11 protein-coding genes are annotated in these 11,248 nt (G+C 69.1%); 9 read left to right on the top strand and 2 right to left on the bottom strand.

The genetic code is table 11. From position 1 onward, the window contains the following. Positions 1-109: 109 nt before the first annotated feature. Entirely contained in the window at positions 110-1,096 is a 987-nt protein-coding gene (locus tag PV768_RS11310) for a hypothetical protein (protein ID WP_421093056.1), read from the bottom strand. Positions 1,097-1,310: 214 nt separating this feature from the next. Between PV768_RS11310 and PV768_RS11305 the strand changes: the two genes are divergently transcribed. Continuing rightward, entirely contained in the window at positions 1,311-1,985 is a 675-nt protein-coding gene (locus PV768_RS11305; RefSeq protein ID WP_421093055.1) for a hypothetical protein, read from the top strand. Here the strand turns inward: PV768_RS11305 and PV768_RS11300 are convergent. Then, positions 1,982-3,037, bottom strand: a complete 1,056-nt coding sequence (locus PV768_RS11300; protein WP_421093054.1) for an NAD-dependent epimerase/dehydratase family protein — start codon at positions 3,035-3,037, stop codon at positions 1,982-1,984. The two genes, PV768_RS11305 and PV768_RS11300, sit on opposite strands and share 4 nt — an antisense overlap. Positions 3,038-3,186: 149 nt before the next feature. On the opposite strand from PV768_RS11300, the gene PV768_RS11295 reads away from it, so the two are divergent. The 8 genes from PV768_RS11295 to PV768_RS11260 all read left to right on the top strand — a co-directional run bounded on the left by PV768_RS11295 (position 3,187) and on the right by PV768_RS11260 (position 11,229). After that, positions 3,187-4,152 (top strand): sigma-70 family RNA polymerase sigma factor, encoded by a 966-nt coding sequence (locus PV768_RS11295; protein WP_421093053.1) that lies wholly within the window; start codon positions 3,187-3,189, stop codon positions 4,150-4,152. A gap of 179 nt (positions 4,153-4,331) precedes the next feature. Further along, entirely contained in the window at positions 4,332-4,868 is a 537-nt protein-coding gene (locus tag PV768_RS11290; protein WP_421093052.1) for a D-glycero-alpha-D-manno-heptose-1,7-bisphosphate 7-phosphatase, read from the top strand. Next, a complete protein-coding gene (locus tag PV768_RS11285) occupies positions 4,868-5,956 on the top strand; it encodes a glycosyltransferase family 9 protein (protein ID WP_421093051.1) in 1,089 nt (362 codons plus the stop codon). Before PV768_RS11290 ends, PV768_RS11285 begins: the two co-directional genes overlap by 1 nt. Further along, positions 5,953-6,987, top strand: coding sequence for a glycosyltransferase (locus PV768_RS11280; RefSeq protein ID WP_421093050.1), 1,035 nt, complete (start codon positions 5,953-5,955; stop codon positions 6,985-6,987). Before PV768_RS11285 ends, PV768_RS11280 begins: the two co-directional genes overlap by 4 nt. Beyond that, positions 6,984-8,237: a glycosyltransferase gene (locus tag PV768_RS11275; RefSeq protein ID WP_421093049.1), complete on the top strand. Its 1,254-nt coding sequence runs from the start codon at positions 6,984-6,986 to the stop codon at positions 8,235-8,237. Before PV768_RS11280 ends, PV768_RS11275 begins: the two co-directional genes overlap by 4 nt. Continuing rightward, complete coding sequence (locus PV768_RS11270) at positions 8,234-8,944, top strand: SIS domain-containing protein (RefSeq protein ID WP_321215186.1); 711 nt, start codon at positions 8,234-8,236, stop codon at positions 8,942-8,944. The genes PV768_RS11275 and PV768_RS11270 overlap by 4 nt, the downstream gene beginning before the upstream one ends. Further along, positions 8,941-10,455, top strand: a complete 1,515-nt coding sequence (locus PV768_RS11265; protein WP_421093048.1) for a PfkB family carbohydrate kinase — start codon at positions 8,941-8,943, stop codon at positions 10,453-10,455. Before PV768_RS11270 ends, PV768_RS11265 begins: the two co-directional genes overlap by 4 nt. Before the next feature lie 57 nt (positions 10,456-10,512). Continuing rightward, positions 10,513-11,229 carry an SDR family oxidoreductase gene (locus PV768_RS11260; protein WP_421093047.1) on the top strand — a complete coding sequence of 239 codons (717 nt, stop codon included), beginning with the start codon at positions 10,513-10,515 and terminating at the stop codon, positions 11,227-11,229. The last annotated feature ends 19 nt before the right edge of the window (positions 11,230-11,248 follow it).

Raw genomic sequence — 11,248 nt, 5'->3', positions numbered from 1 at the left:
ATCAGCGTGGACAGGTCGCGGGTCACGTCCCCGAGCAGCTCACCCAGCGAGGCGTTATCAGCCTTCAGGTGCGCCTCGCTCGGGGGCATCTCCGGAATAGAACTACTCATCACAGCCCGCCAGACTGGCCATCCCTGGAGCGGTCCCGGGTGAGGGGATCACCTGCCATAGGATCGTCGGCGAGGTCTCGGTTGCCAAGCGGATCGTCGGCAACCCGGTTTCCGGACCACGGTTCTTCAACCAGCTGGGGGCTGTCCAGTGCGCTGGCCGGACGCGTTGGCTCCCCGTAGCCGCTGCCGGGAGCGCCGCCGTCGTACCCTGCGGTGGTGGTGGCCGGCCCGGGAAGCTGGACCGGAGGAGGCGGCACTGTCCCGCCTGCCGGTGCATACGACTCGGTGTACTGGTCCCCGTACTGCGTACCGGAATACCCGGCGCCCGGGTACTGGCCGGCAAGGCCGGCCGTGGTGGTGCCCGTGCCGTACGAGCTTTCGGGGGCCCCTGCGGTCAGTCCGCGGGTGAGGCGTCCGGCCAGGACGCCTGCGCCGGCTGCGACCAGCAGGAACGTGCCGGGGCGGTTGCGGGCGAACCTCTGGACTTCGCCGAGAAGGTCTCCCGGCTGCTTGGTCTCAAGCCAGGAGGCTACCGTTTCGGTGGTGCTGGCAGCCTGGCGGACCAGGTCGCTGGCCACGCCCTGCTGGTCAGGTGCCTCGGCCATGCTCTGCAGCTGGCTGGAAATGGAGCGGATGCCTTCCGCTGCCTTCTGCTGCTGGGTTCCCGCCTGGCTTGTCAGGCCCGACTTCGCCTGGTGCAGAAGATCCTGCGCACTGGTCTTCGCCTCGGAGGCCACATGCGCGGCTTCCTCCTTGGCGGTCTGGGCAACGCCCTGGGCGGAATCCTTGGCCGTGCGCGCAACGTCTGCTGCTTCTTCCCTTGCCGCATCCTTGCGGGAAGCCCCGGAGATGTCGCCGGTCTGGGTTTGGCCATAAGGGGGAGTGGCGGCGGACGGGAAGGTGGCGGCGGACCGCTCACCCGGAATTCCTGTGGAGGCCGGCGGGGCCGTGTAGGCGGGGTCCTCGGGCCATTGGTTCTCTGTCATCTTCGCTCTCTCTTTCCAAGAAGGCCGGTTGTTGATCAAGAACCAGCAATACTGGCCGTAAAATAATAAGCATGATTACTAATAAAAGGTAAGTACCCTTGCTAAGCGAGTTGCATTAGGTTCCAAAAGAGTCGGCCGGTAAGGCGATCGCCTGCCGGGTACATCGAAGTGGAAAGTGGTGGGTAGGTTGGAAACAGCTCCATGGATTTGGGTATTGGTTGCCGTCGTTGTGGTGGTGCTGGTGGTTCTGCTGTTGCTGGCAAGCGGGCGGCGCCGCAAGGCGATGCAGCAGAAGCGGGATGACGCACATCGGGAGAAGGCGGCTGAAATCCGCCGCGAGGCCGAGGCCAAGGAGCTCGATGCCCGCGAGCGCGAAGCGAAGGCGATCCGGGCCAGGGCGGATGCGGAGCAGGCACAGGTGGATGCGGCGCGGTTGCGCCAGCAGGCGGACCAGCAGGCCACGGAGGCCAAGTCGCTCCGCGACGACGTGAACGAACGGACACGCAAAGCCGACGAGCTTGACCCTGACGTCACCTTGGACCCCGACGGCAGGGGCGACCGGCGCGACCGTGCCCACCGCGACGGTGCCCACCGCGACGGTGCCGGCCATGCAGACCGTGAGTACGCCGACCGTGAAGACACCCGCCACGCCAACCGCGAGGGTGCCAACCGTGAGGGCGCCGCAGGCGGCCGGGCTGACACTGCCGGGGGCCCGGCATTACGTGATGAAGCCAGCCCCGACGCTGAGCGCACCGACGCGGACCGCACTGACGTTGACCGCACCGATGTTGACCGCGCCGACGTTGACCGGGACGGCCGGCGCAACGAGGGCCCCAATCCTGCCGGGGGTGCCCACGGGGACAGGCAGAATCCCCGCCCGGGCATCTAGTCCGCGGGCGAAGGAACGTTCCTCGGTTTCAGGACGGGGGAGGGAGCAACTCCTTCCCCCGTTCCCATGCCCGCCAGTACCTCGGTGACTGCCTCGGTGGATGAGAGCCGGGGTTCCCAGCCAAGTATCCGCCGTGCCCGGCCAGTGTCCATGACGGGGGCTCCGGCCGCCATCTCAATCCACCCGGAGTCTGTGGGCTGGAGCCGCAGCCTCCATGCCGCACCAACGACGGCGTGGAGCAGTCCCATGGGGATGGGCAGGATCCTTCGGGCCCGCAGGATGCGGGCAAGTTCCTGGGGTGTCAGGACGGGTTCGGCTGCAACGTTGAATGCCCCGGAGGCGCGCTGGTCAATGACGCGCCAGTAGGCATCAGCCACATCGTCGGCGTGGACCGCCTGGAAGATGAGGTCCTCCGGGACTGGCAGGACAGGCACCCGCAGCCTCCCCGGCAGGAGCCTTGGGATGAGCGGCCCGAGGAAATATCTCCCGATCTCGCTCCCGGCGTCGCGCTGGAAGATCAGGGCCGGGCGCAGCCTGGCTACGGAGATGCCCGGCTCCGCTGACATGAAAGCGTCCAGGGCTTCTTCCTGCTCCGCCTTGTGCCGGCTGTAGTGTGAACCCGGCATGCCCCGGGCAGGCCACGACTCATCCGTCCGGCGATCCTTGGGAGCCTTGCTGTAGGCGCCCACGGACGACGCGCAGACCACCTGTTTCACGCCGGCCTTCCCGGCTGCGGCAAGGACGTTCCTGGTGCCGGTGACGTTGGTCCGGTACAGCTGCTCAAGGTCACGGTTGGGCTGGATCTGCCATGCCAGGTGAACGACGGCGTCCACTCCTGCCAGCGCAGCGTCCAGCAGGGGCCGGTCGCTCGCCAGGCCCACGTCAAGGGTGTGCCAATCCACCCCTGAATAGGGTGCCCGGCTGGTGTCCGGACGGCGCCTGCTGATCCCCGTCAACTGCAGGCTTCCCGGTTTTTGGGACAACTCCGCCTGCAACTTGCGCAGCAGGGCCGTTCCCGCGTTTCCGCTGGCTCCGGTGATGGCGATGTGCATTGGCAGGGACTCCTTGGCGTGGCCGGCTAGTACCGCTTACAGGGCGAGCCTATAACCGGGAGGGATTGTTTTATAAGCAACCTTATGATTTCCTTCTTCTGAGTCTTGCCGCAGGCTTTCGGACCCCCGACCCGAGGGAACCAACGACAATGCCCGAATACCTTCCCGCACTTGCCGCGGATACTACGGCCGCCCACCAACATCAGCCCGAATTCATGGGAAATAGCCCGTCCCGGGCCAAAATGGGACGGCTGCGCCAGACCTTCGAAAACGATCTTGTGCTTGGCTACCTGGACCTGGCCGAGGCCCTGGCCGCCCGCTTCGAGGCCCGCGGACGCGAGCGCGCCGACCTGAACCAGGTGGCCTATCTGGGGCTGGTCAAGGCGGCCCGCGGCTTTGACCAGTCAAAGGGCGAGAGCTTCCCCGCCTACGCTGCCCCCACCATCACCGGGGAACTCAAGCGGTACCTCCGCGACCGCACCTGGGTGGTCCGGCCGCCCAGGCACATCCAGGACCTGCGTTCCCGGATGTTCCGGGCCGAGCCGGAGCTGACCCAGTCGCTGGGACGGAACCCCAGTGTGGCCGAACTTGCAGGGGCGCTCGATGAGGATCCGGCCGCAGTGCAGGAGGCCATCTCGGCGTCCAGCAGCATGCACCCGGACTCCCTGGACGCCGTCAACCCGCATTCGGACGCGCCGTCCATCGGTGAAGTGCTGGCATGCCCCGAAACGCCGCTGGAACGCCTGGAGGAGCTCGCCTGCCTGCGCGACGCGATCCAGGACCTGGACACAGCGGACCGGGAGCTCCTCTACCGCCGTTACTTCTGCGAGGAGACCCAGGTGCAGCTGGGGAAGCGGCTGGGCATGTCCCAGATGCAGGTCTCACGGCGCCTTGCCAAAGTCCTGGTGGAGCTCCAGCGAAGGCTTGAGGGAAGCTTGCACCCGCGGGAACTGGACGCAGTCCGAGGGAAAACAGTCCACGGAACCGGAAGCCATGGCGCAGGTAGGGCAACGGCCTCCGAAGCGTGCTTGCGGGCCCTCCACGGGCCGGGCAATCCTGCCTCGCCGGGCCGGAACCCGGCCCGCAGGGGCACCGCCCAAGCCAGGAAGAAGTAGCAGCCACGCTCCCGCCGGAGCGCCGAAGCCGGCCCTCCCCGGGACCGCACGGGAGAAGCCGCAGCAGGCAATCGCAGCGCTATCTTGCCTGCTCAGTGGCTTGGCGCCAAACGCGGCCGGCAGGTGAGAAAACCGTCCGGCCCCGTTTAGGGGCAGCGGCAGAGGGGAACAGGGAGGGCATGGGAAGCACCGCAACATCCAGGCTCAGGGCTGTCCTTTTCGACCGGGACGGAACCCTGGTGGTCGACGTCCCCTACAACGGGAACCCCTACCTTGTCCGGCCAATGCCCGGCGCCAAAGCCGTGCTTGACGCCCTGCGGTCCGAGGGCATTGCCACCGGCGTCGTCAGCAACCAGTCAGGCATTGCCCGCGGCATGATCACTGCCGCTGAGGTGGCCAGTGTCAATGCAAGGGTGGACGAACTGCTGGGCCCCTTCGACGTGTGGGAAGTCTGTCCCCATGGCGAGCAGGATGGCTGCCCTTGCCGGAAGCCGGCGCCGGGCATGGTCCACAGCGCATGCCGGAAACTCGGCATCCGGGAGGCTGAGGCCGCGCTTATCGGTGACATCGGCGCCGACGTCCGGGCCGCGGAGGCAGCCGGCGCCACTGGAGTGCTGGTCCCGACGCACGTGACCCTTGCCGGGGAAGTGGCTGGAGCCCGCCTGGTGGCGCAGGACCTTGCGGGCGCCGTGCTCCTGCTGCAGGAGGGGCGGTAATGGGGCGCGTCCTGGTGGCGCGCCTGGACAGCATGGGCGACGTCCTGCTGGCCGGTCCTGCAGTCAGGGCCGTAGCCAACGGCAGGATCCCGGACGGCAGCAGGCCCAACCACGTCGTCATGCTGTGCGGCAGGCAGGGGGAGGCGGCGGCCGGCGTGCTGCCGGGAGCCGCGGAGGTCTACAGCTGGGACAGCCCGTGGATCATGAATCCCGCCCCAAAGATGACCGGACCGCACGCCGACAGGCTGATTGAGTATGTCCGGAACTCCAGGATTACCGAAGCCGTCATCCTCACCTCCTTCCATCAATCGCCCCTGCCGCTGGCGCTTTTGCTGCGGCTGGCGGGCGTTGAGCGCATCACGGGGGCTTCCACCGACTACGCGGGATCCCTCCTGGACGTCCGGCTCAAACCGGGGGAGGACTTCCCCGAGGACCAGCCCGAGGCGGAACGCGCCCTGGGCATCGCCGAGGCCGCCGGCTTCAGGCTCCCGCCCGGCGACGACGGCAAGCTGCACCTGGCGTCCGTGCCGGATGTCCGGGACCTGGTGGGCGGGGAGCCCTATGTGGTGGTCCACCCCGGCGCGGCCGTTCCCGCGAGGGCCTGGCCGCCGCTGCACCACGCGGCCGCCGTCGAACTCCTCCAAGGCGCAGGGCACCGCGTGGTGGTGACGGGCGGTCCGGGGGAAACGTCGCTGACCGCCACGGTGGCCGGGCCCTCAGCATTGGACCTTGGCGGCCGAACGGACCTGCACACACTGGCCGGTGTCATGGCAGGGGCGGAGGCGGTGGTCACCGGCAACACCGGTCCGGCGCATCTCGCGGCCGCCGTGGGCACACCCGTTGCCTGCCTCTTTTCGCCGGTGGTTCCGGCCATCCGCTGGGCGCCGTACGGGGTTCCGCTGGAACTCCTGGGGGACCAGAACGCAGCCTGCCGGATGACCCGCGCCCGCGTCTGCCCGGTCCCGGGCCACCCCTGCCTGGACTCCGTTTCCCCCGAGGATGTGGTGGCGGCGGTGGAGCGCCTGATGGGCGGAGTGAGCTCTTTCAGTACCCACGTCAGCACCCGTAGAAAGGCCCGCAACAGATGAAGATCCTGCTCTGGCATGTCCACGGTTCCTGGACGGACGCCTTTGTGCGCGGCCGTCATGAGTACCTCCTTCCCGTCCTGCCGGGCGGCGGACCCTGGGGGCTTGGCCGTGCCGGCAGGGACTGGCCGGCATCTGTGCGGGAGGTGGACCTCGCAGCGCTGGACCCGGAGGAGGTTGACGCCGTCGTCCTTCAACGCCCGGAAGAAATCGACGAAGTTGCCCGGCTGCTGGGCCGCCGGCCAGGCGCGGACCTGCCTGCCGTGTACGTGGAGCACAACACCCCCAAGGGCGATTTCCCCAATACCCGCCACCCGCTTGCGGACCAGCGCAGCATCCCGTTGGTCCACGTGACGCACTTCAACAGGCTGGCCTGGGACAACGGCTCTGCGGCTGCAACGGTGGTCGAGCACGGAATCCCGGACCCCGGACAGCTCTACACAGGGGAACTGCCCGAACTGGGCGTGGTGGTGAATGAACCCATCCGGCGCGGACGCGTTACCGGAACGGACCTGCTGCCCGCCTTCGCGTCGGTGGCGCCGCTGCAGGTCTTTGGCATGAAGACCGACGGCCTGGCCGCCGCCACCGGGATAGCAGAGTCCCGGCTGACCCCGAGGGGCGACCTGAAGACCCGGGAACTGCACCGTGAACTGGCCAGGTGCCGGGTGTACATCCACCCGATGCGCTGGACCTCCCTGGGGCTGTCCCTCCTGGAGGCCATGCACCTGGGCATGCCGGTGGTTGCCCTGGCCACCACCGAAGCGCCCCGCGCGGTGCCGCCGGAAGCCGGCGCCGTCTCTGCCGACATCGACGAACTGCTCCGCTGCGCGCAGCGGCTGGTGGCCAATCCGGAGGAAGCACGACGGCGGGGCGTCGCCGCCCGCGAGGCGGCACTGGAACGCTACGGGCTGGGCAAGTTCCACGATCGCTGGGATGAGGTCCTGGCGGACCTCGGCATCAAATCCAGCCACCGCCACAACGAACGCCTGGACGAGCGGATCCTTGTCCCGGCCCGGGAGAGGAAGACCCGATGAGAATCTCGATGATTTCCGAGCACGCCAGTCCCCTGGCGGCGCTTGGCGGAGTGGACGCCGGCGGGCAGAACGTGCACGTCGCGGCGCTGTCCGAAGCCCTCGCCAGGCGGGGCCACCACGTCACCGTCTACACGCGCAGGGATGCAGCGGAGCTTCCCGCCAGGGTCCGGGTGGGCCGCCGCCTTGAGGTGGTCCACGTGGATGCGGGACCGCCGCGCCATGTTCCCAAGGACGAACTGCTGCCCTTCATGGGCGAGCTGGCCGACGGCGTGGCCGGGGACTGGAGCCAGCGGCCGCCGGATGTGGTGCACGGCCACTTCTGGATGTCCGGCCTGGCCGCCCTGGACGCAGCTAGGCGCCCGGATGCCGGGTACCGCATTCCCGTCATCCAGACCTTCCATGCCCTCGGCACCGTCAAGCGGCGGCACCAGGGCGCAGAGGACACCAGCCCGCAGGAACGCCGCTGGCTTGAACCAGGCGTGGGCCGGTCCGCGGACCGGATCATTGCCACCTGCTCGGACGAGGTGTTTGAGCTCAAGGCCATGGGCATCAGCACCGCCAAGATCTCGATCGCCCCCTGCGGTGTGGACCTGGGCTTTTTCTCCGCTGAGGGACCCGTGGATGCCCGCGCGCGCCGGCACCGCATCCTGTCGGTGGGCCGCCTGGTGCCGCGCAAGGGCGTGGATTTGGTGATCAAGGCGCTGCCGTACCTGCGCGAGGCGGGGTTCGACGACGTCGAGCTCCTGATAGTGGGCGGCGGCGGGGACTCCGGGGCGCTCCATGCCGATCCCGAAGTGCGCCGCCTGATGAACCTTGCGGCCGAATTGGGGGTCTCGGAGCAGGTGAGGCTGCAGGGCCAGGTGCCGCGGGGGGCGATGCCGGGGATTTTCCGCAGTGCCGATGCCGTGGTGTGCGCCCCCTGGTATGAGCCCTTCGGCATTGTTCCGCTGGAGGCCATGGCCTGCGGCGTCCCGGTGGTGGCCGCGGCCGTGGGCGGCCTCCGTGACACCGTGGTGGACCACGGGACCGGGCTGCACGTGCCGCCGCGGGATCCCGAGGCCATCGCGTCCGCCCTTGCCATGCTGCTGGATAACCCCACGCTGCGGGCGGAGCTCGGAAATGCGGGCAAGCTCCGGGCCCGCACCAGGTACTCATGGGACCGTGTGGCCGCCGAGACCGAAAAGGCCTATCAGCTGGCCTTGGCAGGGGCTCCCGCCAGCCTTGCCCCGATGGAAGGAGCGGCACTGTGACGGCGGAATGGTCCCTTCGTGAAACCGACCTGCGGATGTTGGCCGCCCCGCCGGCCCTGCCCGCGGCGCTGCCCGGATCCGGCTTTGTGGACCCGGTCAGCTCGGACATCGTGTTGACGCATCTGGACAACGTGATGCCGGCGCTGGATTCGCTGCGGAGCCAGTCCAGCCGCCTTGCCGCCTGGGGCGTGGAGCTGGCCCAGCGCCTGCTGCGCGGGCAGCGGCTGCTCGCAGCCGGAAACGGCGGTTCGGCGGCTGAAGCGCAACACCTGACTGCCGAACTGGTGGGCAGGTTCGACGGCGAACGCGTCCCTTTCTCCGCGATCTCGCTGCATGCCGAATCCTCGGCAGTAACCGCGATCGCCAACGACTACGGCTTCGACGACGTCTTCGCGCGGCAGGTGCGCGCGCACGGCCGGTCCGGCGACGTGCTCATGCTGCTGTCCACCAGCGGCAAGAGCGCCAACCTGCTGCGCGCGGCGGAAGTTGCCGCCCGGCTGAACATCACCACCTGGGCGCTGACCGGCGTCGGCCCCAATCCCTTGGCCGATGCCTGCGATGAAGCCGTGATGGTCGACGCCCTCAACGCCAACGCCCAGGAAGGGCACCTGATCGCCCTGCATGCGATGTGCCGCGCCTTTGACCTGGAAGTGGGCCGGCGCAGCGGCGCCGATGCCGCCCTGTCACTGCGGGGAGGCCGGCCATGAGGATCGTCGTGGTGGGCGACGTCATGCTGGACGTGGACCTGTCCGGTGACGCCACCCGGCTCAGCCCCGATGCGCCCGTTCCCGTAGTGGACGTTTCCGGCGTGAAGCGGCGTGCCGGCGGTGCGGGCCTGGTGGCGCGGATGCTCGCCCAGGACGGCTGGCCCGTGACGCTGGTGACGGTCCTGGGCGATGACGACGCCGGCCGGCAGCTGGAATCGCACCTCACCGGAATGCGGCTGGTTACCGGTCCCAGCGGATGTTCCTCGCCGGTCAAGACCAGGGTCAGGGCAGGATCGCACCCGGTGGTCCGTTTCGACCAGGGCTGCGGGGAGGTCCCCATCCCGGACGCCAGCCCGGCCATGCTCCGCGCCGTCGAGATGGCCGGCGCGATTATCGTGGCGGACTACGGCAGGGGCCTGGCGGCAAATCCGCAGCTCCGCGACCTCCTGGCCCGGCTGGCCGGCACCGTCCCCATTATCTGGGATCCGCATCCCGCCGGCCCGGATCCCGTGCCGGGCGTCGCTGTGGTGACCCCCAACCTCGCAGAGGCCAGCAAAGTGGCCCAGGCATTGGCCGGGGGACGCCGGCAGGCCCCGGTGCCCGGCGGCCCTCGCCGGGATGTCCACGGGCTGGAAGGGCATTCGCCGGAGCGCCAGCCGGAGGACCCGGCTGTCCAGGCCGGCAGAATCCTGCTGGAGCACTGGCAAAGCCGCGCCGTCCTGGTCACCAAGGGCGAACACGGCGCGGTGCTGCTGCGGGCGGGCGGTAATTCCCCGGATCCCGTGCCGGCGCCCCGGGTGGAAGCGGGCGATCCCTGCGGTGCGGGCGACCGGCTCGCGGCCAGCCTGGCCGTGCACCTCCTGGCGGGCAGGGACCTCGGAGAGGCCGCCAGGCTCGCAGTCCATGACGCCGCCGACTTCCTGGCCAACGGGGGAGTGTCCGCCTTGCCGGACCCCGGTTCCGGCCGCGACGCCGAAGCCGCTTCCGACGCCGGCTCCGACGCCCCGATTGCGGCACCGCTGAGGCCCCCGACCCCCGTGGGCGGCAAGCGGCGGATCAGCGAACCGCTCCTGCTGGCCCGGGTGGTGCGGGACAACGGCGGCAAGGTAGTGGCGACCGGCGGCTGCTTCGACCTCCTGCACGCAGGCCATGTCAGGTCCCTTGCGGCCGCGCGCGAACTGGGGGACTGCCTGATCGTCTGCCTCAACTCCGATGATTCGGTGCGCCGGCTCAAGGGCCCGGAGCGGCCCATCATCGGCCAACAGGACAGGGCCGAGCTGCTGCTGGCCATGGAATGCGTGGACGCCGTGATGATCTTCGATGAAGACACCCCGGAAGCGGCCCTGGAGCGCCTTCGCCCCGACATCTGGGTCAAGGGCGGCGACTACAAGGGCGCCCGCCTCCCGGAGGCCGACCTCGTGGAGAAGTGGGGCGGGCGCTGCCTAACCGTTCCCTACCACCCCGCCCGTTCCACCACCGGACTGGCCCACGCCCTCGCCAAGGTGAGCTGACCGGCCGCCGGCCGCCCACCCGCCCCAAAGTTTGTATTCCCCAGTGAAAGGAACACCATGACTGCAGAAGTGAATGTGACTGCCCCGGACACCCCCGGCCGCGTGCTCGTAACGGGAGGTGCCTCCGGACTGGGGGCCGCCGTCGTCGACGCCGTCCTCAGGGCGGGCGGCACGCCCGTGGTGCTGGACCGGGACATCAGCAACGTCTCCGGCGTGAAGGCCTTTGAAGTGGACGTCGCGGACCGTGCGGCCGTGGAAGCCGCCGTCAAGGAAGCCGCCGAATCGCTGGGGGGACTGGAAGCCGTAGTCACCGCAGCCGGCATCGACCGCTGCGGCAAGCTGGCCGACGTCGAAGCCACCGAGTGGGAGAAGGTGATCGGCGTCAACCTGATGGGTACGGTGTCCGTCGTCCGGGCTGCGCTGCCCTACCTCAAGGCGACCCACGGCCGGGTGGTGACCGTTGCCTCCACCCTGGGCAAGCGCGCCGTGGCCGACGCGACGGCCTACTGCGCCTCGAAGTTCGGCGTGGTGGGCTTCAGCCACGCGCTCGCCGCCGAGACCGGCGGAGAGATTGGCGTGACCACCATGATCCCCGGCGGCATGAAGACGCGCTTCTTCGATGACCGCACCGAGCAGTACAAGCCCCAGGACGATTCCCGCCTCAACGACCCCGCCAACACGGCGCAGGCCATCCTGTTCGCGCTGAACCAGCCCACGGGCTGCGAGGTCCGCGAAATGCTGATCTGCCACGAGGAAGAGGGCTCCTGGCCTTAAAGGCAACAGACCACCAGAC

The organism is Pseudarthrobacter sp. CC4, from assembly GCF_048957775.1.
Lineage (GTDB): Bacteria > Actinomycetota > Actinomycetes > Actinomycetales > Micrococcaceae > Arthrobacter.
Note: the sequence above shows the minus strand (reverse complement) of the source record. Positions and strands in the feature narration are given on the sequence as shown.